The organism is Salegentibacter sp. T436 (assembly GCF_001932675.1).
Classification (GTDB): domain Bacteria; phylum Bacteroidota; class Bacteroidia; order Flavobacteriales; family Flavobacteriaceae; genus Salegentibacter; species Salegentibacter agarivorans.
The window spans coordinates 709,585-733,831 of sequence record NZ_CP012872.1; the positions used below are offsets into that span (position 1 = coordinate 709,585).

The 24,247-nt window shown below is 37.1% G+C and carries 24 protein-coding genes and 1 pseudogene; 19 read left to right on the plus strand and 6 right to left on the minus strand.

Annotated elements, in window-relative coordinates:
- Positions 1-72: 72 nt before the first annotated feature.
- Positions 73-849 (plus strand): alpha/beta fold hydrolase, encoded by a 777-nt coding sequence (locus AO058_RS03065; RefSeq protein ID WP_075325179.1) that lies wholly within the window; start codon positions 73-75, stop codon positions 847-849.
- A gap of 66 nt (positions 850-915) precedes the next feature.
- Positions 916-1,167, plus strand: coding sequence for a hypothetical protein (locus AO058_RS03070; protein WP_075325180.1), 252 nt, complete (start codon positions 916-918; stop codon positions 1,165-1,167).
- Positions 1,168-1,198: 31 nt separating this feature from the next.
- Here the strand turns inward: AO058_RS03070 and thiL are convergent, their stop codons facing one another.
- Positions 1,199-2,272 carry a thiamine-phosphate kinase gene (thiL, locus tag AO058_RS03075; protein WP_075325181.1) on the minus strand — a complete coding sequence of 358 codons (1,074 nt, stop codon included), beginning with the start codon at positions 2,270-2,272 and terminating at the stop codon, positions 1,199-1,201.
- 275 nt (positions 2,273-2,547) lie between these two features.
- Between thiL and AO058_RS03080 the strand changes: the two genes are divergently transcribed.
- From AO058_RS03080 to AO058_RS03140, 13 genes are all read left to right on the plus strand, one after another.
- Positions 2,548-2,877, plus strand: a complete 330-nt coding sequence (locus AO058_RS03080) for a HesB/IscA family protein (protein ID WP_075325182.1) — start codon at positions 2,548-2,550, stop codon at positions 2,875-2,877.
- Between the two features lie 89 nt (positions 2,878-2,966).
- On the plus strand, positions 2,967-4,412 hold the full coding sequence (gene sufB / locus AO058_RS03085) for a Fe-S cluster assembly protein SufB (RefSeq protein WP_075325183.1): 1,446 nt from the start codon (positions 2,967-2,969) through the stop codon (positions 4,410-4,412).
- A 9-nt stretch (positions 4,413-4,421) separates the two neighbouring features.
- Positions 4,422-4,826 carry a hypothetical protein gene (locus AO058_RS03090; RefSeq protein WP_083634124.1) on the plus strand — a complete coding sequence of 135 codons (405 nt, stop codon included), beginning with the start codon at positions 4,422-4,424 and terminating at the stop codon, positions 4,824-4,826.
- Positions 4,827-4,868: 42 nt separating this feature from the next.
- On the plus strand, positions 4,869-5,621 hold the full coding sequence (gene sufC, locus AO058_RS03095; RefSeq protein WP_075325184.1) for a Fe-S cluster assembly ATPase SufC: 753 nt from the start codon (positions 4,869-4,871) through the stop codon (positions 5,619-5,621).
- Between the two features lie 94 nt (positions 5,622-5,715).
- Positions 5,716-7,032, plus strand: a complete 1,317-nt coding sequence (gene sufD / locus AO058_RS03100; protein WP_075325185.1) for a Fe-S cluster assembly protein SufD — start codon at positions 5,716-5,718, stop codon at positions 7,030-7,032.
- Positions 7,033-7,079: 47 nt separating this feature from the next.
- A complete protein-coding gene (locus AO058_RS03105; protein ID WP_075325186.1) occupies positions 7,080-8,318 on the plus strand; it encodes an aminotransferase class V-fold PLP-dependent enzyme in 1,239 nt (412 codons plus the stop codon).
- A 9-nt stretch (positions 8,319-8,327) separates the two neighbouring features.
- On the plus strand, positions 8,328-8,756 hold the full coding sequence (locus tag AO058_RS03110; protein WP_083634125.1) for an META domain-containing protein: 429 nt from the start codon (positions 8,328-8,330) through the stop codon (positions 8,754-8,756).
- A 43-nt stretch (positions 8,757-8,799) separates the two neighbouring features.
- Complete coding sequence (locus AO058_RS03115; RefSeq protein ID WP_075327872.1) at positions 8,800-9,177, plus strand: SufE family protein; 378 nt, start codon at positions 8,800-8,802, stop codon at positions 9,175-9,177.
- 1 nt (position 9,178) lies between these two features.
- Positions 9,179-9,502: an iron-sulfur cluster assembly protein gene (locus AO058_RS03120; RefSeq protein WP_075325188.1), complete on the plus strand. Its 324-nt coding sequence runs from the start codon at positions 9,179-9,181 to the stop codon at positions 9,500-9,502.
- An 83-nt stretch (positions 9,503-9,585) separates the two neighbouring features.
- Entirely contained in the window at positions 9,586-10,098 is a 513-nt protein-coding gene (locus tag AO058_RS03125; protein ID WP_075325189.1) for a DUF2480 family protein, read from the plus strand.
- Between the two features lie 101 nt (positions 10,099-10,199).
- Complete coding sequence (locus tag AO058_RS03130) at positions 10,200-11,093, plus strand: DUF3078 domain-containing protein (protein ID WP_075325190.1); 894 nt, start codon at positions 10,200-10,202, stop codon at positions 11,091-11,093.
- Between the two features lie 222 nt (positions 11,094-11,315).
- Positions 11,316-12,536 (plus strand): GTPase HflX, encoded by a 1,221-nt coding sequence (gene hflX, locus AO058_RS03135; protein ID WP_075325191.1) that lies wholly within the window; start codon positions 11,316-11,318, stop codon positions 12,534-12,536.
- Between the two features lie 77 nt (positions 12,537-12,613).
- Positions 12,614-13,342, plus strand: coding sequence for a hypothetical protein (locus tag AO058_RS03140; RefSeq protein ID WP_075325192.1), 729 nt, complete (start codon positions 12,614-12,616; stop codon positions 13,340-13,342).
- 1 nt (position 13,343) lies between these two features.
- Here AO058_RS03140 and AO058_RS03145 read toward each other — a convergent pair whose 3' ends face one another.
- Genes AO058_RS03145 through AO058_RS03155 form a run of 3 tightly spaced genes read right to left on the minus strand, consistent with a single transcriptional unit; the run spans position 13,344 to position 15,987 of the window.
- Positions 13,344-13,751: a hypothetical protein gene (locus AO058_RS03145; protein ID WP_075325193.1), complete on the minus strand. Its 408-nt coding sequence runs from the start codon at positions 13,749-13,751 to the stop codon at positions 13,344-13,346.
- A 30-nt stretch (positions 13,752-13,781) separates the two neighbouring features.
- Positions 13,782-15,161 (minus strand): DUF5689 domain-containing protein, encoded by a 1,380-nt coding sequence (locus AO058_RS03150; protein WP_093305656.1) that lies wholly within the window; start codon positions 15,159-15,161, stop codon positions 13,782-13,784.
- A gap of 10 nt (positions 15,162-15,171) precedes the next feature.
- On the minus strand, positions 15,172-15,987 hold the full coding sequence (locus AO058_RS03155) for a hypothetical protein (RefSeq protein WP_177195716.1): 816 nt from the start codon (positions 15,985-15,987) through the stop codon (positions 15,172-15,174).
- Positions 15,988-16,003: 16 nt separating this feature from the next.
- Here AO058_RS03155 and AO058_RS03160 point away from each other — a divergent pair, with 16 nt between their 5' ends.
- Positions 16,004-16,420, plus strand: a complete 417-nt coding sequence (locus tag AO058_RS03160) for an endonuclease/exonuclease/phosphatase family protein (protein WP_156858126.1) — start codon at positions 16,004-16,006, stop codon at positions 16,418-16,420.
- Between the two features lie 72 nt (positions 16,421-16,492).
- On the opposite strand, the gene AO058_RS03165 is transcribed toward AO058_RS03160, so the two are convergent.
- Positions 16,493-16,930, minus strand: a complete 438-nt coding sequence (locus AO058_RS03165) for a hypothetical protein (RefSeq protein ID WP_075325196.1) — start codon at positions 16,928-16,930, stop codon at positions 16,493-16,495.
- Positions 16,931-17,137: 207 nt separating this feature from the next.
- Between AO058_RS03165 and AO058_RS03170 the strand changes: the two genes are divergently transcribed.
- The 3 genes and pseudogenes from AO058_RS03170 (at position 17,138) to AO058_RS03180 (ending at position 21,301) form a co-directional block, all read left to right on the plus strand.
- Entirely contained in the window at positions 17,138-17,854 is a 717-nt protein-coding gene (locus AO058_RS03170) for an energy transducer TonB (protein WP_075325197.1), read from the plus strand.
- A gap of 36 nt (positions 17,855-17,890) precedes the next feature.
- The gene (locus tag AO058_RS03175) at positions 17,891-19,669 is read left to right on the plus strand and encodes a vWA domain-containing protein (RefSeq protein WP_075325198.1); all 1,779 of its coding nucleotides are present in this window, start codon (positions 17,891-17,893) and stop codon (positions 19,667-19,669) included.
- 98 nt (positions 19,670-19,767) lie between these two features.
- Positions 19,768-21,301 (plus strand): annotated as a pseudogene (locus AO058_RS03180) (IS1182 family transposase).
- Positions 21,302-21,445: 144 nt separating this feature from the next.
- Here the strand turns inward: AO058_RS03180 and AO058_RS03185 are convergent.
- Positions 21,446-24,193, minus strand: coding sequence for a TonB-dependent receptor (locus AO058_RS03185; protein ID WP_075325199.1), 2,748 nt, complete (start codon positions 24,191-24,193; stop codon positions 21,446-21,448).
- Positions 24,194-24,247: the final 54 nt, after the last annotated feature.

Sequence of the window (24,247 nt, forward strand, 5' to 3'; positions counted from 1 at the left end):
ACGATTTAAAACCAAAGCCACGAATGCAAGAATTATTTTGTGAATTCGTGGCTTTTTCTATTTTAAGCACTAATGAAAACAACCTATAAAAACACACCTATTTCTTTTACCTCACAGGGAACAGGAAATCCTCTAGTTCTCTTGCATGGCTTTTTAGAGTCTAAAGAAATATGGCAGGATTTTGTGGTAGAACTATCAGCAAAGCGAAAGGTTATTTGCATAGACCTCCCCGGGCACGGTGAATCTGGGAATATTGTAGAAGTGCACACGATGGCTGAAATGGCAAAAGCAGTAAAAGCGGTTTTGGACGAGCTTGATATTCAACAGGCTTCTTTTGCAGGTCATTCTATGGGTGGCTATGTGAGTTTGGAATTTCAAAATATTTTTCCTACAATGTGCAACAGTCTGGTGTTGGTAAATTCTACTCCGCAGGCAGATTCTGAAGAACGAAAAGCAAATCGCGACCGCGCGGCTGCTTTGGTTCTAAAAAACAAAAGGGCTTTTGTAAGTATGGCTATCTCAAATTTATTGAGGCCAGCAAATAATAAATTATTCAAACCTCAAATTGAAGAATTAAAAAATCGCGCTCTTAAGTTTTCTACTGAAGGAATCTACGCTGCAATTAAAGGAATGAAAATTCGTACAGATCACACCGGGCTTTTTGCAAATTTTAAAGGACAAAAAATTGTGATTGCAGGAAAAAATGATCCTGTTATGGATTTTAACACAATAAAAGTCATAGCTAAACGTTGTGGAAGTGAGTTTGAAAGTCTTCCGGGTGGTCATTTAGCCTTTTTGGAAGATAAAAATGAACTCTTTAAAATTTTGCAATTTGTCGATAAATTTTAACTTTTTGTCGAAAGTTTAACTTTTTTTTATACTTTAGACTTTCAGAAATAAGAAAATCAAGCTTTTATGAAAGAAAAACACCCTACTAGATTTTCATTCGGAAGAGTTCTTTGCAGCATTTTCGGGCATAAATTACGCGTGTCTAAAAATGTTACAGATCACGTTCACGAATACAAATGCGAGAAATGCGGCATGGAAATGACCGATACCGCAAATGGTTTTTTGGCTCGCTTAACCCCAAAATTCAAAGAAACCAACGATTATATTTCCAAAATACACCAAAAAAGAAAGCGTAAGCATTACGCTCACGCTTCTTAAGCATTTATTTCGGAATTAAATTCCCGGAAATTTATTCCTTTTTCTCAGATTTTTCATTTTTATCTTCCATAGAATTCCAGCCTCTTGCAATTAGTGGCAACTTCTGGTTTGCACGCGTTATTAAATGCATTCCTTCTTTTTCCTCTGCCATATGGCCTATTACGGTTAAGTTAGGATTTGCTTTTATTTTATCATAATCTTCCTGGGAAATAGTGAAAAGTAATTCGTAATCTTCGCCACCACTTAAAGCAATAGTAGTACTATCTATATCAAACTCCTCACAAACCGAAATCACTGCCGGGTCTAGCGGAATTTTCTCTTCATATAAATTTGCACCAACCTGAGAATTTTTACATAAATGGATGATTTCAGAGGAGAGTCCGTCGCTAATATCTATCATAGAAGTTGGTTTTACACCAAGTTCCTTCAATAAAGGCGCAATATCTTTTCTTGCTTCCGGCTTCAATTGTCTTTCAATTAAATAAGTATAAGGATCCAGATCTGGTTGGGCGTTCGGATTGGCTTTAAAAACCTCTTTTTCACGCTCTAAAATTTGCAGACCCATATAAGCCGCACCAAGATCGCCGGTCACCACAAGCAAATCATTTGGTTTAGCACCGCTACGGTAAACAATATCTTCTTTGTCAGCAATGCCGAGTGCGGTGATACTAATTAATAAGCCTGAAGTTGAAGAAGTAGTATCACCACCTACCACATCAATATTATATAATTTCGCAGCAAGTTCAATACCCGAATATAATTCTTCCAGCGCTTCTACCGGAAACCTGTTTGAAGCTGCTATAGAAACAGTGATTTGGGTGGCTTTAGCATTCATTGCGTAAACATCTGAAGCATTTACCATTACCGCCTTATACCCCAAATGTTTAAGAGGCATATAAGCCAAATCAAAATGAACACCTTCCACCAAAAGATCTGTAGTTACTACGGTGTGTTTATTTTCAAAATTTAATACTGCAGCATCGTCGCCAATGGCTTTTACAGTTGAAGAAAGTTTGGGTTCAAAACCTTTGGTAAGATGATCTATTAATCCAAATTCACCTAATTCTGAAAGGTTTGTGCGCATATCCTGACTATCCTGAAACATAACTAATTATTTTAATTTGCAAAATAACTGAATATTATTCAACTGCCATTATAAAGATAGGCATAGATTAAAAAAACGACGGTTTATTTATTTCAGAAAGAATTGAAAATAAACACTAAATGCTTTAATTTTCAGTTATTTAAAAGCAATTGACCTTTCAAAAATTAGAATTGGCAGGACTTATCAATGTATTCTTAAAACATATACCAGCGCTATGGTAAACCGCTTGTTTTATAGTATATTTGTACCCAATTTAGAATTAATCTTTTTAAGCTATGATAAAAGTAAGCGAAAGCGCTAAAAAAAAGATTGCCACACTTATGAGTGAAGAGGGTTTTGACAATATGAAAGACTTTGTTCGGGTAGGTGTGAAAAGCGGAGGCTGCTCTGGTTTGTCTTATGAGTTAAATTTTGACAAATCCAAGGCCGAAGATGACAAACTTTTTGAAGACAACGATATAAAAATAGTAGTAGATAAACGCAGCGTATTATACCTGGCAGGAACTGTTTTAGAATTTTCTGGCGGATTAAACGGCAAGGGATTTGTATTTAATAATCCTAACGCCCAAAGAACCTGTGGATGCGGAGAAAGTTTTTCTCTGTAATTAATTAAAAGGAACAGAATTTAAAAATAAAGATTAAACCTCGAAATTTTTAAACTTTTGAACCTTAAATATTTTTGAATAAATAAGAGATGGCATATACTGAAGATGATTTAAAAAAAGAGCTCGAAACGAAAGAATATGAGTACGGGTTTTATACCGACATTGAATCGGATACATTTCCTGTGGGATTAAATGAAGATATTGTTAGAGCGATCTCCAAAAAGAAAGAAGAACCGGAATGGATGACTGAATGGCGACTAAAAGCATATCGCCATTGGAAAACCATGAAAGAACCTGAATGGGCTAACGTGCATTACGAAAAGCCAAATTTTCAGAATATTTCTTACTATTCGGCTCCTAATAAAAAACCTAAATACGAGAGTTTAGACGAAGTAGATCCAGAATTGTTGGATACTTTTAAAAAGCTTGGAATTTCTGTAGACGAACAGAAAAAACTTGCCGGTGTTGCTGTAGATGTAGTTATGGATTCTGTTTCTGTAACCACAACATTTAAAAAGACGCTAGCTGAAAAAGGAATTATTTTTTGTTCAATTTCAGAAGCAATCAGGGAACATCCTGAGCTTGTTAAAAAATACATAGGCTCAGTAGTACCTACAACCGATAACTTTTACGCAGCATTAAATTCTGCAGTATTTAGTGATGGTTCATTTTGCTACATTCCAAAAGGCGTTAGATGCCCAATGGAACTTTCAACGTATTTTAGAATTAACCAGGCTGGTACCGGGCAATTTGAGCGTACGCTTGTAGTTGCAGAACCGGGAAGTTATGTTAGTTATCTTGAAGGTTGTACCGCACCTACCCGTGACGAAAATCAATTACACGCGGCGGTTGTAGAACTTATAGCATTAGATGATGCCGAAATTAAGTACAGTACTGTACAGAACTGGTTCCCGGGAAGTAAAGAAGGAAAAGGAGGAGTTTATAACTTCGTAACCAAACGTGGACTTTGTGAAAAAGGAGCTAAGATTTCCTGGACGCAAGTTGAAACGGGATCTGCAGTAACCTGGAAATATCCATCCTGTATTTTAAAAGGAGATAATTCTATTGGTGAATTTTATTCAATCGCGGTTACCAACAACCACCAGCAGGCAGATACCGGTACAAAAATGGTTCACCTTGGTAAAAATACCAAGAGTACCATTATCTCTAAAGGTATTTCAGCGGGACAGTCGCAAAACTCTTATCGCGGACTCGTGCAAATAAACGGCAGAGCTGAAAATGCCCGTAACTTTTCACAATGTGATTCCCTCTTAATGGGAAATAAATGTGGCGCGCATACCTTCCCATATATTGAAGTTAAAAACAAAAGCGGGCAGGTAGAACACGAAGCCACCACAAGTAAAATTGGAGAAGACCAAATTTTCTACTGTAACCAACGTGGTATTGATACCGAGAAAGCTATTGCTCTTATTGTTAACGGGTTTAGTAAAGAGGTATTGAACAAACTACCTATGGAGTTTGCAGTGGAAGCACAAAAACTATTAGAAATTTCTCTGGAAGGATCTGTAGGATAATTTGGGCGAATGAAGATTGAAGAAATGAAGAAGTTTTTACTAATTCTTAGCCTTGCTTTTACGGCTTTTTCCTGTCAGGACGAAGGCCGCCAGGATCTAATGAACCAGCCTGAAGCAGAAAAAGTTCCCGATAGTATTCAAACGCTAACCGGTGAATTTATTTATGCCGGCGATGCAGCAATTTTAAGAGGAAGCGATTTTGTTTATGGTGTAACTATAGACTCGATGTCTAAAGTACTCGCCGAGCAGGTACAACCATTTCAGAAGGAAGAATTCGATATGGTTCCAGTAAAAGTTAAAGGAAAAATTGTGCCCAACCCAAGACAGGAAGGCTGGGATGAGAATATAGAAATAAGAGAAATTATAGAAATTCTGGAGTCTGAGAAGGCTTTAGAAGAACAGGAAGAAGAATAATAAACCAATCCCAAATTTATTCGGGATGCATACAGATAATTTATGCTACAAATAAAGAATTTACACGCAAGTATAGAAGATAAAGAAATCTTAAAAGGAATTAATCTTGATATTAATCCCGGAGAAGTTCACGCTATTATGGGACCTAATGGTTCAGGAAAAAGTACACTTTCTTCGGTAATTGCGGGAAAAGAGGAATTTGAACAAACCCAGGGAGAAATTATTTTTGAAAACACAGAGATTTCAGAAATGGATCCTGAAGAAAGAGCTCATAAAGGTATCTTTCTTTCTTTTCAATATCCGGTGGAAATTCCTGGAGTTTCAGTTACCAATTTTATGAAAACCGCCATTAACGCTCATAGAAAAGCTAATGGACTGGAAGATATGCCGGCAAATGAAATGCTGAAAAAGATTAGAGAGAAATCTGAAAGTTTGGAAATTGACCGTAAATTTTTGTCAAGATCTTTAAATGATGGGTTTTCAGGTGGAGAAAAGAAAAGAAATGAAATCTTCCAAATGGCAATGTTAGAACCAAAATTGGCTATTCTTGATGAAACCGATTCAGGTTTGGATATTGATGCCCTTAAAATTGTTGCCGACGGGGTAAACAAATTAAGAAGCAAAGACAACGCAGTTTTGCTAATTACTCACTACCAGCGTTTGCTTAACTATATTGTACCAGATGTAGTTCACGTAATGATAGACGGTAAAATAGTGAAATCTGGCGGTAAAGAACTTGCACTCGAGCTGGAAGAAAGAGGTTACGAATGGGTTAAAGCCGAAAAAGCGGTTTAATAACTTATTTCGAAAAAAGTAAGAAAAGCTATTTTAGTCTTTTTGAAGACTGGTCAAGTTTCCCGCTTACGCGGGAAAGACAAAATACATTATCATGGAATTAAAAGAGAAATTAGTATCATCTTTCCTGGCTTTTGAAGAAGAGTACACAGGTTCTAACGATGATCTTCATAAAATAAGAAATCAGGCGATTAAGGATTTTGAAACTATAGGTTTCCCAAACCGAAAGCAGGAAGATTATAAATATACTTCCCTTAAATCAATTTTAAAGGAAGATTATAGTCTTTTTCCAAAACAGGAAAATACGCTTGAATATAAAGACATTAAAAAGTATTTTATCCACGAGATAGATACTTACGATTTAGTGTTTATAGATGGTATTTACTCATCACACTTATCTAGCACTACGCATGATAAGATTGATGTTTGCTTAATGTCTTCGGCTTTAAATAAAGATCTTTACAAACCGGTAATTGATAATTATTTCAACAAAATTGCTCCAAAAAATGGACTAAATTCGTTGAATACTGCTTTTACCAAAGAAGGGGCTTTTATTCATATTCACAAGAATACGATGGCCGATAAACCAATTCAGATCATTAATTTCTCTACCGGAAACGAATCTTCTTTATTAGTGCAGCCTCGTAATTTAATTGTGGTAGACGAAAATTCCCATTGCCAGATTATTGAGCGTCACCAAAGTTTAACAGATCAACCGGTGCTTACTAATTCGGTTACCGAAATTTTTGCTGATAAACGTGCTATAGTAGATTATTATAAGATTCAGAACGACAAACTTTCGGCGTCTTTAATTGATAATACCTACATAGAACAGAAATCTGAAAGTTTTTGCTCTGTACATACTTTTTCTCTTGGCGGAAAATTAACGCGTAACAACCTTAATTTTTATCAAAGAGGGGAACGCATAGATTCTACTATGAAAGGTGTTACCATTATTGAAGGAAAACAACACGTAGATCATAATACTTTGGTACATCACATAGAACCAAATTGTGAATCGCACCAGGATTACAAAGGTATTTTTGATGAAAAATCGGTTGGTGTTTTCAACGGGAAAGTAGTGGTTGAAAAAGAAGCGCAAAAAACAAATGCTTACCAGTCTAACAATAATGTTTTATTAAACGATAAAGCAACCATAAACTCAAAACCTCAGCTGGAAATTTTTGCAGACGATGTAAAATGTAGCCACGGTTGTACTATTGGACAGTTAGACGAAGAAGCATTATTCTATCTTCAATCTCGTGGTATTCCAAGAAAAGAAGCCAGCGGACTTTTAATGTATGCATTTGCCAATAATGTATTGGAAAGTGTAAAAATTCCAGAGATTAAGAAGAGAATCAATAAACTTATAGCCCTTAAATTGGGCGTAGAATTAGGATTCAACCTGTAAATCGCTATTAAAAGTAGCTTTAATAGAATCCTCAAATAAATATAAAAATGAGCATTGCTACTAATAATATAGCATTTAACGTTGACGAAATTAGAAAAGACTTCCCTATCCTAAATAGGGAAGTTAATGGTTACCCCCTGGTTTATTTTGACAACGCAGCAACTTCGCAAACGCCGAAACAGGTAATGTATGCTATTGTAGATTATTATTCTAATTACAATGCCAACATTCACCGCGGTGTGCACAGCCTGTCTCAGGAAGCAACCGACAAATATGAAGGTGCCAGGAAAAAAATTCAGCAACATTTTAATGCTGGAAAATCTCATGAGATCATTTTTACATCAGGAACTACGCACGGGATTAACCTCGTGGCAAGTGGTTTTTCATCTATTCTAAAAGAAGGCGATGAAATCCTGGTTTCAGCATTAGAGCATCATTCCAATATTGTGCCCTGGCAAATGCTTTGCGAAAAAACTGGTGCAAAACTGAAAGTTATTCCTATGAACGAACAGGGAGAACTTATTTACGAATCTTTTGAAGAATTGCTTTCAGAAAAAACAAAAATGGTTTTCCTAAACCACGTTTCAAACGCTTTGGGAACCATAAATCCTATTAAAAAGATTATAGATAGAGCCCACGAGAAAGGCGCAGCCGTTTTAATAGATGGCGCGCAAGCTGCCCCGCATATTAAGGCAGATGTACAGGCATTAGATGTGGATTTCTATGTGGTTTCTGCACATAAAATGTGTGGCCCAACAGGTGTTGGCGTTTTATATGGCAAAGAAGAATGGCTGAATAAACTCCCCCCCTACCAGGGTGGTGGCGAAATGATTGCTACGGTAAGCTTTGAAAAAACAACTTATGCCGGTCTTCCTCATAAATTTGAAGCGGGTACGCCTAATATCTGTGGTGGCATTGCTTTTGGCGCAGCTATAGATTATATGAATAGTATTGGTTTTGAAGCAATTTCCCGTTACGAGGAAGAATTGTTGGATTATGCTACTTTAAAACTTCAGGAAATTGAAGGGATGAAACTCTACGGGACTTCAAGAGAAAAGACCGCAGTTATTTCCTTTAATATTGAAGGGCTTCATCCGTATGATATTGGGACGCTCGTAGATAAAATGGGGGTCGCGGTAAGGACCGGCCACCATTGCGCACAGCCTATTATGGATTTTTATAAAATTCCAGGTACTGTTCGGGCTTCTTTTTCGTTTTATAATACCAAAGAAGAAATAGACCGGTTTATTGATGCAGTTATAAAAGCAAAATCAATGCTTTCCTAAATATATTAAATGAAAAAGATCTTATTTATATTCAGCGCATTTTTAATGATTTCCTGCGGAAATTCAGAAGAAAAAATTTCAGAAGATCCAGCAGACCTGAATTCACTAAGTGGCGATTATAATTTAGTAGAAATGGATGGAGAAGATATTTCTGCAGAAGGTTTCATTTTAAATTTTAATGGTACAGAAAAAAGGTTATCGGGAAAAACCGGTTGCAACAATTTTGTAGCCACCTATAAAATTCAGGATTCTATCGTGAAATTCAATCCGCCGTTGGGAACCAAAATGTACTGCGAAGGGCAAATGGAATATGAAGAGATTATGAATGAAGTAATTCCCGAAATTAGAAATGTTAGAATTAGCGATAAAGATTTAATATTTTTATCTAAAGAAAATCAGGAGCTTTTAAACCTGCAAAAAACAGAAGATAGTGAGTAAAACGATACAGGAAATACAGCAAGAAATTGTAGACGAATTTGCAATGTTCGAGGACTGGATGCAGCGTTATGAGTATATGATAGAGCTTGGAAAAGCGCTTCCGCTTATAGACGAAAAATATAAAATAGACGAAAACCTTATTAAAGGTTGTCAAAGTAAAGTGTGGGTTCACGCTGAACTTGAAGATGAGAAATTGGTTTTTACGGCCGATAGTGATGCGATTATTACCAAGGGAATTGTAGCCATTTTAATTAGGGCATTTTCCAATCATCATCCTTCAGCAATTATTGAAGCCGACACGAAATTTATTGATGAAATTGGCCTTAAAGAGCACTTGTCTCCTACCCGCGCCAATGGTTTGGTGAGTATGATCAAACAACTTAAAATGTATGCTGTAGCATACCAAACACAACTTAATTAAAATGGAACAGGAAATAGACACACAGGAATTAGGAGAAAAGATCGTAAAGGTTTTAAAAACTATTTATGATCCAGAAATCCCGGTAGATATTTACGAATTAGGCCTTATTTACGACGTAATGGTAAATACCGATCACGAAGTGAAAATATTAATGACCTTAACCACACCAAACTGCCCTGTAGCAGAGAGTTTGCCGCAGGAAGTAAAGGAGAGGGTAGCTTCTATAGATACGGTAAAAGATGCAGAAGTAGAAATTACTTTCGATCCGCCGTGGAATCAGGACCTTATTAGCGAGGAAGCAAAACTGGAATTAGGTCTTTTATAAAAGTCCCTTGGCTCCCAAAGGGGAATAAAAACTTTTACTTTAAATGTTTATTAAATTTTAACCATTAACACTTAACCCATTTTATGGCCGAAGAAATAGTAAACCGAATAGCCAACAGTAAACTTATTACCTTTAACCTGGAGGATTATTATCCTGAGGGGGAACGCGTATTGTTTGATGTAAAAGACTGGCTTCTGGAAGGTTTCGTGCTGCGGGAAGGAGAATTTAGAGAACAGGCCAAAAACCACGACTGGAGTCAATACCAGGATAAATTTATAGCCCTTACCTGCTCCAGCGATGCAATAATCCCTGCCTGGGCATATATGTTATTGGCTACTTATTTACAGCCATATGCAAAAAAAGTAATCACCGGTGACCTGGAAACTTTGGAAACCGTACTTTATACCGAAGCTATTAATAAAATGGATGTTAGTAATCTTACAGATAAACCTGTGATCGTTAAAGGCTGCTCTCACAAACCGGTTCCAAAAAATGCCTATTTACTTTTAATAGAAAAACTGCAACCGGTAGTTAAAAGTTTAATGTATGGTGAGGCTTGCTCGTCGGTACCATTGTATAAAAAACCAAAAAATTAAGTTGAACCCTCTGGATGTATACTGCTACAATTAGCAAAACGCAGGAAGTAAATACAAAATAGTGGTAAACATCCAGATAGGGATCCTAAATTATAAACAAAATGAAAAAATTATTATTTGCTCTCGCCCTTTGTGGCGGGATTTTTAATTTATCGGCTCAGGAAGAAGAGAAAGAACAAAAACAAGGATGGACAAAAGAAGGAAACATAGCCATTCTTTTTAATCAGTCAGCCTTTAATGAAGAGTGGACGGGCGGTGGAACTTCCAATATTGCTGGAAACCTTCTTTTTGATTACGATTTTAATTATTTAAAAGACGATTTTACCTGGGATAATAAATTGCTCCTTGATTATGGGATGACTAAACAGCGAAGTGACGAATTTGCCAGGAAAACAAGTGACCGCTTAGAATTTAATTCGATTGCGGGAAAGCAGGTACAGGAATCAAACTGGTATTATTCGCTTTTTCTTAATTTTAGAACGCAAATTACAAAGGGCTATAAATTCGGCGAAGACCCTGAAAGCGGCCAAACAACCCGAAGTGAATATACCAATTTTCTATCTCCCGCTTACCTTCAATTTGGTCCCGGTATGATGTGGAAAAAAAGTGAAAATTTCTATATAAATCTTGCACCGGCTACGGGAAGAATGGTCTTTGTAGATAAAGATTTTACTTCAGGTCCAGATTATGTAGATGGTGATTATTTTGGTGTAGATGCAGGGAAAGCCATGCGTTTTGAACTTGGTGCATCGGTTTCGGGTTACGCGCAATTCGATATAATTGAGAATGTAACTATGGAGAATTTAATTAACCTCTACTCCAACTATTTGGAAGATCCTCAAAACGTAGATATCGATTATACGATGAACATGAAAATGAAGATTAACGATTATCTTTCTACAAACCTTATTTTCCAGGCTATTTACGACGACAATGCAGTAAAAGGTTTTCAAATTAGAGAAGTTTTTGGTTTAGGGTTTAATTATGGATTTTAACCAATAACAAACCCATAATTTATGCTGAACTTGTTTCCGTAGTTATTTTGATTATTTAAATACTGAAACGAGTTGAAAGTGAAGACAAAACCACCACAAAATTAAAAATACAACCTGCCTTTTCCGGCGGGTTTGTTGTTTATGAGCCTATTTTAGTTAAATATATGTTGAAATAATTTCCGCAAAAATCGCAGTAGCAATCTATTGTGTAACTTTGTATTTATGATTGAAAAAACCGACCTAACCCACGAGAAAGCTGTTCTAATTGGTATTGTAACCAAAGAGCAGGGGCATGATAAATTAGAAGAATACCTGGACGAATTAGAATTCCTTACCTATACCGCAGGCGGGGAAGTGATAAAGCGTTTTAGCCAGAATATGGATAAACCCAATCCAAAAACTTTTATAGGGACAGGGAAGATGAACGAGCTTAAACAGTTCGTAGATGAAAATGACGTAGGCACCGCTATTTTTGATGATGAACTTTCTCCTGCTCAACAGAAAAATATTGAGAAAATCCTGAAATGTAAAGTTTTAGATAGAACTACACTTATCCTCGATATTTTTGCTCAACGCGCACAAACCAGTTACGCGAGAACGCAGGTAGAACTTGCCCAATATGAATATTTATTACCGAGACTTGCGGGAATGTGGACTCACCTTGAACGCCAGCGTGGTGGTATTGGAATGCGTGGGCCAGGGGAAACAGAAATTGAAACTGACCGTAGGATTGTTAGAGACAAAATTTCCCTATTAAAGAAAAAACTTGAAACCATAGACAAACAAATGGAGGTGCAGCGTGGTAACCGCGGGCAGTTGGTAAGGGTTGCACTGGTAGGTTACACCAATGTTGGGAAATCTACTTTAATGAATACCATTAGTAAAAGTGAGGTTTTTGCCGAAAATAAACTTTTCGCAACCTTGGATACTACGGTAAGAAAAGTGGTAATTCGAAATTTACCCTTCCTTTTAACCGATACGGTAGGATTTATAAGGAAGTTGCCTACACAACTAGTAGAGTCTTTTAAATCTACCTTAGATGAAGTTAGAGAAGCCGATTTATTACTTCACGTGGTAGATATTTCTCACCCTAACTTTGAAGATCACATAGAATCGGTTAACCAGATTATGAGTGAGATTAAGAGTAATGACAAACCAACGATTATGGTTTTTAATAAAATTGATCAATATGAAGCTGAAGAAATTGAAGATGATGATTTAATGACCGAAAGGACAAAAGCGCATTATACGTTGAAAGAATGGAAGCAAACCTGGATGAATAAAATGGGAGATAACGTTCTGTTCATATCTGCTTTGAATAAAGAGAATATGGAAGATTTCCGCAGAAAAGTTTATGAAGCTGTTCGTAAAATTCATATTACCCGTTTTCCCTATAACAACTTCCTATATCCGGAATATGATAAATACGGAGAAGAAAAATAAAAGTATACAGCCCCGAAAATTTCGGGGCTTTTTATTGGTATTTTCAGTAAATTAGGGTATACCAATAATTTACTACAATGAAAAAATTAATCTTATTACCCTTACTTTTTTTCTTCGGAATAATGGGAGCTCAGGAGCTTGATGGCGCCTGGAAACTAATTCAAAAAAACGGTGAAACGGTGAGCGATCGTGAAGTGATTAAAATAGTTCAGGACGGTTATTTTGCCCTGGGTTCTAAAAATTTAAGTAATAATGAATTTTTAGGCGCTGCGGGAGGCGAACTTAGCCTGGAAGATGAAACCCTTACCGAAATCCGGGATTTTGACACCTACGATGCCGAAAACATTGGGACTGAACGGGAATATAATATTACCTGGGAAGGTGAAAACAAGATGGAAATTTCTGACGGAAATACTACTAAAATATGGGAACGTGTTTCAGATAAATCAGATGCTTTAACAGGAAACTGGGTAATTACCGGCCGTGAAAGAAACGGGGAAATGAGTACGATGACCCCAGGTGACAGGCGCACGGTAAAAATTTTAAGCGGTGGAAGGTTTCAATGGATCGCCTTTAATTCGGCTACCAAAGAATTTAATGGAACGGGTGGAGGAACTTATTCTGCAGAAAATGGAAAATATACTGAAAATATTGAATTCTTTTCACGAGATGCCAGCCGTGTAGGAGCAAGTTTAGAGTTTCAATATGAAGTTAAAAATGGCAAATGGCATCATAAAGGCAAAAGCTCTAAAGGAGATCCTATTTATGAAATCTGGTCGCCTTACAGCGAAGCTTATCAAAAATAAATTATCTAACTAAAAAAGCCTCCTTGGGCATATAGAATTCTCCGGGAGGCACTTCTTTTAGATAAAAACGAATAGCTTTTTCACTGTCTATATATTGCAAACGTATTTTTCCTGAAGTATAACTTACGGCACTTTCTATAGTTCCGTCGTAAACACCTTCAGCGATTTTAACCAAATTGATTGTAAACGAATTTCCATTTTTTCTTTTACAATCGGTATTTTCACCCTGTGAGAAGATCACGCAATGATTACCTTTAATACTTCCCTGGCTTTCATACTCCAGTTCTAATTCCATGGTATTCTGGCCGTCTGGAGATTTCCAGAACCAATTTCCGGCAAAATCCTGGGAATGTTGAGCAGAGCTTAAAGATGTAATTATCAAGAATAAAAAGAGTAATTTTTGCTTCATGCGCCGAGTTTAAATAATCTCCCAATTTACTCAATTCCCGCTTATTCGTATGTTATCAATATGATAAGTTGTGCTTTTATCTGGTGCAGCACCTAAATATCTAAAGGCGAAATGGATATCTCCCTTTAAGCAGGTAATATCTATTTCACTTTTTACAAATCTTTTTCCGTATTGATTAGTTGGGCCTATAGGAATTACAGCATCTACCGGCCTCCAATTCGTGGTTAGGACATTCCCGGTAAATTCCTCTGTAACGAGCACGCTTAGAATGGTTGCATTATCATAAGAAGACATAATCTCAAAAGATAAATTTGCTTCTGAAACTTCATCCAAATCTATTGGCGGACTCACCAGCCAGACTTCCATAGGGGTTTCTTCGGTATTATATGCTGAAACCCGAATATACCTATTCCCGTCAAATGTTCCCGGTTCAAATGCTTTGCCGCCGTTTACATTTATGTTAGTCCATCCATTATTTTCTAATGCAGAAAGACTTGCTATATTAATGAAATTTTCTTCGAAAATGAGGGAACCACCCCTTATATTATCACCCTCACATTTAAGAAATTCGGGGTCGCATCGATCTTCATCAAAATTAAAATCATCGGGTGAATTTACCGCGATCACAAAATAATCATCGTAAAAATTACGGGTTAGAATCCCCTTTACGCTTCCGGAATTTTCAGGCAAATAAAGGGATTTAAAACCCGAGAAAGTACTGGTGCTTAACATCGCGCTGGCACCGGTACGGCAACTTTCCAGCTGCCTTTCACCATCATACTCATCGGTTATTTCCCCTGCAAAAGTATAATGATGCTGTTCCCTTAGTAGGTTTAGATTGAACTGGACATTTTTAACTTTAATAAATAAATTTTCGTGTCTTTCATTAAATTCTGAAATTTCAAGTTGTAGTGGAAGAATTTCCGCAGTTTCCATAGTTCTAATAATATGATCGTCTATCCTTGAAGGTGGGATTGCCACCACGTCTCCCCTATTTTGAACTCCTAATTGATGCACTCCATTGTTAGACCATAAAGCGAGACCGTCTAATTTTACATAGATTTTCCTTCCAAAATTATAGGTTTCAAAAAGCGAATTATCATCTACCAGAAGTAATATGCCAGCAGTTGGGTTTTCAGGTTTATCCTGCAACACCAGTTCTTTATAAAAATTTCCACCCTCATCACTGGAAACTACACAAGCTTCCATTACCGTATTGGTTTCAGAAAAAACATAGATTTCTTCGGTTTCTGGATTAAAATTGCTTTTTACTGCAGAAATTCCGGTAATATTTCCTTCAATATTTATCTCTTTATTTTTGGATTCCGGCAGCTGAAAATCATCAGTTTTCACGCAAGAAGTAGCTAAAAAAGCGAATAAAACAGTTACAATTAAATTGAAATTTTTCATAACTATAATTTTAAAATCTAACATAAATCATAGCAAAATAGGAAGCACCGGTGCCATAGTATTTAGGTCCAAAAATGGGGTTTTCCCTATCCCGGTCTTGTTTTAAAGTGCGGTAATTGGCATTTCGGGATTGCTCGAAGCCACCGGTTTTATAGAGCTTATCAAAAATATTATTGAGACTCACAAAGAAGCCGATAAACTTTCCTTTTACCAAACAGGATTTGCCACCTATGGCATTTACAAGCATATAATCTTTAAATTGTTCTTGTTTTAGCAGTTTCTCGGCAACATTTTCATCGTAATTCAAAATGGGTAGACCATCGCTATCATTCAGGAAATTCGCAGTTCTAGTTAACGGACTTACATCCAGAAAAGCCTGGGAGAAAAAATTTATTGTAGTTCCAAACCACCAATAATCGGGGTCACGATATTCAAATCCAATTTGCGCGGCTCTCTGCGGGCCGCCGGCTATCCTGTAATTTTTTAAATAAGAAGTCCCGTAATCTACCATATCATTAAAATCGTCTGAAGTTAAATAGAGTTCAGGATTATTGCTATAAACAAATTGTCCCAATGCCGCCGCAGCTTTTAATTTTATGGCTGAAGTTAATTGGGCCTCAACTCCCATTTCCAAACCTAAATGTTGTTTATCAATTCCGCTTAAAACCTCTTGCACGAATGCTGTAGTGCTATTTCTACCCAATCCTGAAAGTCCATCGGCATAATAAAATGAAATTTCAGTAGCATCTTTAATTTGCGTGTAATAAGCAGAAAGCCTGGCTTTGATTTTACTGGATCTATACCATAAAATTATTCTTGATTCCATATTTAAGAAAGAACCTTTGGCTAAGATTATAAGTATGGGCGATTTTAACGATGATCCCACCAATAAAAGTTTCAAGGAAGTATTAAAAACTGTAGCTACTCAAAATGAAGTAAACCCACATCAATTATATAACCCTATGGAAAAAATGCTAAAGAAAGGAATGGGCACCCTTGCTTACCGGGATGGCTGGAATTTATTTGATCAGATTCTTGTTTCTGGCGGTTTAACCGGGAGAAATTATTCTACATTTCAGTTTTATAAAACAGGTATCTTTAATAAAAAACAACTCATTACTGAGAAAGGTCAATATAAAGGTTATCCTTTTAGGAGTTACGGCTATTCAGGTTATCAGGGCGGTTACAGTGACCATTTTCCGGTTTATATTTACCTGCTTAAAGAAGTCTCTTCAAATCCAAACCGAGACAATAAATAAATTACCTCGTAGCCTTTAAATCTCGATGATTGGATGAAAGTAAAACCTTAGAAATAATTTAATTATACAGTTTTAAAACCAGGCGTTCCAGGGAATACGGGATAACATTACCAACAATCCTAAGGTATAAAATATAGCAAGGATTTTAAACTTAGGCTTTGAAGTAAGTTTACTCTTGTGTTTTGAATATCCAATGGTAATTAAAGTTACCGCAATAATCATCATTAATGGATGTTCCAGAATGTAAAGTCTCAAAGTAGGATCTGGCATTACCGTACCCATTCCTTCTTCCAGAAGTACTGAAAAATAAGGAGAAACAAAGTATAAAACTATTCCTATTAAAAGCTGAATATGTGAAGTGATAAGTGTGAAAAGTGCAATCCTAAAATTAGTTGCTCCATACTCTTTATTAGAAGCATAACCAATAATTGCATTTATAGAGGCTACAAATAAAACTATTAATACTAAATAAGCCCAATAAGAATGAATGAATTGTACAGTTGGATACATAGGAGTAAATTTTTAGTAAAGATAGGATTTTCTATAAAATTGTAGCAGCATTGTACTTCTAAGTTTAGAATTGAATATCCAGTTTTTCAATATTAACTGAAATCATATTTTTTAGTTTTTTGGCATTTTAATTGATGGTTATTTAAAATACCAACCATTCTATTAAGTTTCTTATCATTTATTTACTAACTATTAATCCAATTTATTATGAAACCTAAGAAAAATGCCAAAGCCGATCTTCGGAAAAAATCAAACCTGTTTTTATCATTCGGACTTATTGTAGCCTTACTGGCCAGCTTATTATTAATAGAATGGAAAACCTACGTCAAGGATGAATTTACAAAAGAGCAGGTCTATTTAAATGATCTTGAAGAAGAAGTTATCCCCATTACCGAGTTAGCAAACACTCCGCCACCAAAAGCTCCGGTAATTCCAGATGAAATAGAGGTCATTAAAGATGACCCCGAAGCCAAAGAAGACGAAATTGAGTCTACCGAAGCAAATCTTGACGACATTGTAGAACCGGAGGAAATAATTGATCATAAACCCGATGAAGAAGTAGAAACTGTTCCTTTTACATTAATTGAAGATGTACCAATATTTCCGGGTTGTGAAGCATTAGAAGATAATACAGCAAGAAAGAACTGCATGAGTGAAAAAATAACCACTTATGTAAATAAGAATTTCAATAAGGATCTGGGTGGTGAATTAGGTCTTTCAGGAGTAAATCGTATCAATATTCTTTTTCAAATAAATACTGAAGGAGATATCGTAAATATACAGGCACGAGCGCCACATCCAAAACTGGAAGAAGAAGCCAAAAAGCTAATTGAAGCCCTACCAAAAATGCAACCAGGCAAACAACGCGGAAAGCCTGTTAATGTAAATTATGCCTTACCCATAATTTTCCAGGTTCAGGAATAAAAATCAACTTTCTACAATACCTAAAAAATTCAATTCATGAAGTATAATTTACTATTTATTTTAAGCCTATTTCTCTGCAACTCGATTTCGGCACAGACAATAACCGGAACGGTAAGTAATGAAAATTCAACACCACTTCCCGGCGTTAACATTCTTAATAAGAGCACAAATTCCGGGACACAAACCGATTTCGACGGAAAATACAGCATTAAAGCTAAAAAAGGAGATCTTCTTACCTTCAGCTTTATTGGTTATAAAACCAAAGAGGTTAAGGTTAAAGATAAAAAGGTGATTAATGCCTCTTTAGAGCCTGACAATGTTTCTTTGAACGAAGAAGTAGTAGCGGTTTCAGAAACGATAAGAATTCGAGGAACTTCAAGTTTACAGACTGGCTATGGCTATAACAATAGAACTAACACAGAAGCTTATAAAGAAAAAAACGAGAATATCTTCAAGAGTGTTAAGACCGCACCACTTTCTACCTTTTCTATAGATGTAGACCGTGCTTCTTACAGCAATATTAGGAGGATGATCAACAATGGGCAGGAGATACCCAAAGGCGCCGTTAAAATAGAGGAAATGATAAATTATTTCAACTACAATTATGCCGGGCCTAAAGATGAACATCCCTTTGCCATACATACAGAGGTAGCAAAATCTCCCTGGAACCAACAAACAAAAATCGCGAAAATAGCCGTACAGGGTAAAAACATTCCTACTGAGGATATCCCGGCATCCAATCTTACATTCCTATTAGATGTTTCAGGTTCTATGAATTCCCCTAACAAATTACCCTTACTAAAATCTTCTTTTAAAATCCTGGTGAACCAGTTACGGGAAGAAGATCGGGTAGCCATAGTGGTTTACGCGGGCGCTGCAGGGGTTGTTTTAGAATCCACACCCGGCAGTGAAAAAATAAAGATCCTGGAAGCGATTAATAACCTAAATGCAGGGGGCTCCACAGCCGGAGGTGAGGGCATAGAATTAGCTTATAAAATTGCAAAAGAGAACTTTATTGAAGGGGGAAACAACAGGGTGATTCTCGCAACAGATGGTGATTTTAATATTGGCAGCAGCAGTGATAGCGCAATGAAGCAATTAATTGAAGAAAAAAGGGAAAGTGGTGTATTTCTAACCGCTTTAGGTTTTGGAATGGGAAATTACAAGGACTCAAAACTGGAAAGCCTTGCCCAGGCCGGGAATGGCAACCACGCTTATATAGATAGCATGCAGGAATCCAGACGAGTTCTGGGAACTGAGTTTGGAGGAACACTTCACACCATTGCCAAAGATGTAAAAATACAGGTAGAATTCAATCCCGCAAAAATCCAGGCCTACCGATTAATTGGTTATGAAAATCGATTATTGAATGCAGAAGATTTTAATGATGATGAAAAGGATGCCGGGGAACTTGGAAGTGGCCACACCGTTACAGCTCTTTATGAGCTAATTCCTGTAGGAGTTGAAAGTGAGTATTTAAAAGAAATAGACTCACTGAAGTATACTAACACCGAATTAAAAAATAATAGCGGTGAGTTATTTACGGTAAAATTTAGGTATAAGGATCCAGAGGGTGCAAAAAGCAAGCTCATTACCAAGACGGTAGCAGATACTGAAAAGGATTTTGAAGAAGCCAGCACCGATTTTAAGTTTGCTGCTGCTGTAGCTCTTTATGGAATGAAATTAACCGATTCAGAATTTGTGAAAAATCATAATACTGGATTCATATTAGATCTTGCCGAAAAAGGTCGTGGAGAGGATAAGGAAGGTTACAGAGCGGAATTTATAAGACTTGTAAAAAGTGAAGTAAATTAATAAACAGGTCTTTCTAACCACCTTTAAAAACAAAGAGGCTGTCTGAAAAGGCAGCCTTGTTTGTTGTATTATTTTCTGGTTTTTAGTATTTTGATGTAATGAAAGCCAAAGCAGTATTTAAGACCTATGACCAGTCGCAGTTAAGTCTTTTGCCTCCCAGTTATGATGATCTGGTCCCTGCCCATCATCCCGTTAGGATCGTCAATACGATTATTGATCAAATCGACATCGCTGACCTGGAGCGAAGTTATAAAGGAGGAGGTACTTCCAGTTACCATCCCCGGATGTTGCTCAAGGTGACCATCTATGCCTACCTGCGCAATATGTATTCCTCTCGTAAAATTGAGCAGGCCCTTCAGGAGAACATTCATTTTATGTGGCTCAGCGGTCAAAGTAAACCCGATCATAATACCATCAATTATTTTAGGGGCAAACGCTTAAAAGGGAAGTTTAAAAATATCTTCAACCAGGTGGTTCTTTTATTGGCCGACCAGGGTGTACTGTCCTTAAAGGAACTCTTTGTGGATGGCACCAAGATAGAGGCCAATGCCAATCGCTTTACTTTTGTATGGGGCAAATCGATCAAGAACAGCAAGGCGCGTATCAAGAAACAGCTCCGGGAACTATGGTCTTATGTGGAACAGGTTTATGACCAGGAACAAATGCTTCCCAATGAACCTGCTTTTGATGCTATCGATCCGGCTGAAGTAGCCAAAACCATTGATGCCATTAATGACGCATTAAAAGGATAAGGAGATCGATAAAAAAGTAAAACAGAAGCTCAACTATGCCAGGAAGAACTGGCCAGGGAACCTGAAGAAATACCAGGAGCAGGAAGCCCTTCTGGGCAAGCGTAACAGCTATAGTAAGACAGATCCCGACGCTACTTTTATGCGGATGAAAGATGATTATATGCAAAATGGGCAATTAAAACCCGGGTATAACCTTCAGGCCTCCACCAATAACCAGTTCATTACCAATTATACCTTAGCCCAAACCACCGCAGATACCACTACCTTAAAAAACCACCTGCAAGATCATATAGGCTCCTACGATCAAACACCTCAAAGCCTTACCGCAGATGCCGGCTATGGCAGTGAAGAGAATTATACCGATTTAGAGGAAAAGGAAATTACTGCTTATGTGAAATACAACTACTTCCATAAAGAACAACGCAATAAAAAGCATCGGGAAAACCCATTCCACCCGGACAACCTATTCTACAATAAAGAAACCGATACATATTACTGCCCTATGGGCCAGGCGATGAAGAAAGTAAAGCGTTATGAGAGTGAAACCACTACGGGTTTTAAGCAGCAGGTTCATCGCTACCAGGCTCAAAACTGCCAGGGGTGCCCGCTTCGCGGTGCTTGCCATAAAGCCAAAGGGAACAGGATTATCGAGCGCAATCATAACCTGATCCGTCTCAAGGAAAAAGCCAGGAACCTACTATTAAGTGAAGCGGGAATAGCACATCGTAAACGTCGGTGCTGGGATGTGGAAGCCGTCTTTGGGAATATCAAGCAAAATATGGGCTTCAAGCGATTTATGCTTCGGGGAATGGAGAAAGTAACTACTGAAATAGGGTTAATTGCTATGGCGCACAACTTAAGAAAATTCAGTATAGCATAGGAAGGGGGCTTCCTTGCCTTTTTTTATCATTAAGAATATCTACAAAAGAAGAAGCACTTCTCTCACAAAAACTTTTATCAATAAAAAAGGCCATCTAAATACTTTTTAGACGGCCTCTTTTTATCGAAAATTAATCTCTTTTATTTAGAAGTTAAAAGTAACTCCCGCATTCCAGGTTCTTCCGAATCCGAAATACACCCTGTTATTAACATTAATTCCCTGGTACGTTTCATCACCAGCACCCGCTAAAAGATTGGTATCAGCTTCAGAAATGTACATTGTATCAAATACGTTATTTACATTAACTCTAAAGTTCAGGTTATTGTTATTTTGCCCAATTGGCAATCTAAACGAAGCACCTGCATCAACCAATCCAAACGAAGGTAATTTTAAAGCTTCAAAATTCTCCTCACCTAAAGCATCAGTAGCATCAAAGTCAGCATAAAGATTATCTACATACCTGTAATTCGCATCTACTCTTAAACCTTCTATAATGGTATAATCTGCTCCAAGACTGGCAGTAAATTGTGCAGCATCTCCAACTTTTACACCATCTAAAGCTAAAGTTGCAGTTTGTGGATTTCCGTTTTCATCTAAGATAGGGCTTTGATCATTATCAAAATATGCTGTTTCAACATCATCCTGATATTCCCAGTTACCAATAGACATCATCCCATTGTATCTTAATTTATCTGAAATTCTACCGGTGAAGTCTAATTCAAAACCAGTATGCACCTGGGTAATTCCATAAAGATTTGCAGTACCTCTAACTTCCTGCGGCGTTTCTGCATTAAATACAGCTCCTGTACTTTCAAATCTATCTGCCCACGAAGTTCTGTAAAGGTTCACGTTCGCACTAAAGAAACTGGATCTAAAACCGTACCCAATCTCGGTACCAATTACCTGTTCGTTTTGAAGATCTGGGTTTAAATTATTTCCGAAGTTAATGAACACTGCATCAAAAAGAGGTTGTTTAGAATAGTAACCTGCATTTGCATAAATGTTATGTCTTTCGTCAATATTCCAGTTTAAACCACCTTTAATATTTCCACCAATTATATTTTCCCAATCGGTTTCCTGACTACCTTCAAGTTCTCCAAAATACTCAACTCTTTTAAAGCCCTGGTTAGAGATAGATCCCTGAACGAATGCTGAAATTATATCATTTGTATATTCCAACTGTCCAAAAGTACCGGCCCATCTTACTAAACCATCGTTATAATAATCTATTTTTTCTTCTGAATCAATATCAGAGAATACCCAGAAGTTAGGATCTGCATCGTACGTTTGACGTTGTACAGGATTGGGATCATTATTAACGTTATCGGTTTGTAAATAAGCGTCACCTCCCATTAAATTATTAACTCTTCTATAGTGAATACCTTTGTAAGTTCTTAAATCAACACCTACATCTAAAGTAAGCTCATCTGTTAACTGGTTACTTAGGTTAGATAACACACCAAACCAGTTGTGAGAGTTTATAGAAGCTCTTCTTGTAATTCCGTTAGCAGAAGACCTATCTCCATTACCCTGGTTAAGGTAAATACCATCGGTAAGTGTTCTCTGTCCTTCTGGGTTAGCGTCATTTCCAAAGTCTGGAACGGCCTGCCCACTATTGTAAGCAAAAATATCGTCTACTCTTATTAAGCCATTATCGGTTCTTGGAAGCGCAAATTGTCTTCTTCCATTTATAGTACCAATTTCTCCGGTTCCACCTCCACGTCCAAAAGAAGCGTAAGCTGAAGTAGAAAGTTTAGTGGCAGAATTAATATCGAAATCCCAGTTTAAAGACATAATTGGCTTGTGGTAGAAGTTTCTGGTAAAAGAAAACTCTTCTCCATTTCTATAACCCCAGTTTTCATTATATTTTATATTTGGATCTTCATTATCACTATATTGTTGATAAACATCAATCGAGCTACTTCTGCTACGTTGGTTGTGCCATTGTGGTGCACCAGTTACTGTAAACTGAAAATCGTGAGTATCATTAGGTCTGTATCCAAAACCTAAATAATAGTTGTACCCCTGAAATTCGGTTCCGTCAACATAGCCGTCTCCTTGAGTTTGACTTAATAATACAGTTGTAGAAAAACCACTTTCCATTAGACCCGTGTTATAAGAAGCAACAGTCTTTAAGTAAGAATCATTACCCGTCATAACTGTTACAAATCCACCTTCAGATCTATCTGCGGCTCTTGTTACCACGTTGATGGTTCCACCTACAGAAGATACCGCTAATTTAGAAGAACCTAATCCTCTTTGAACCTGAATAGCCGAAGCTACATCGCTTAAACCAGCCCAGTTACTCCAATAAACCGAACCATTTTCCATGTCGTTAATTGGCACACCGTTTATCATTACCGCAGAGTTATTAGTGTCAAACCCTCTAATATTAATACGGGCATCTCCAAATCCACCTCCTTGTTTGGTGGCGTAGATAGAAGGCGTGTTGTTCAAAATTTCAGGAAATTCCTGCGAACCTAATTTCTCCTGAATTTCGGCAGCTCTAATGGTAGAAACAGCCACAGGAGTTTCACGATCTTTAGCTAAATCGGCAATACCGGTAATTACCACCTCGGCCAATGCATCGGCATCTGGACCTAAAGTAATTGTCCCTAAATTTTGTGTAGCACCACCAGTTATATTAAAGTTAATGGTTTGTCTTTCATAACCAATAAAGGTTACGCTTATTCTCCCCGAAGCAGCTTTTACATCTAAAGAAAAATTTCCATCAAAGTCTGTAGTAGTACCATTGTTAGTACCAACTACCATAACGGTTGCACCCGGAAGGGGACCGTCCATTTCAGAATCAATCACCGTTCCGGTAAGAGTTCCCTGAGCAAAAATTGTAGCTGATGTTAGAAACAACGCTAATGCGAGTAATTTCCTCATTTTTGAGTTTTAAGTTGTTTGTTTTTTGAGTTTAAAATCACTGCAAAAGAACTC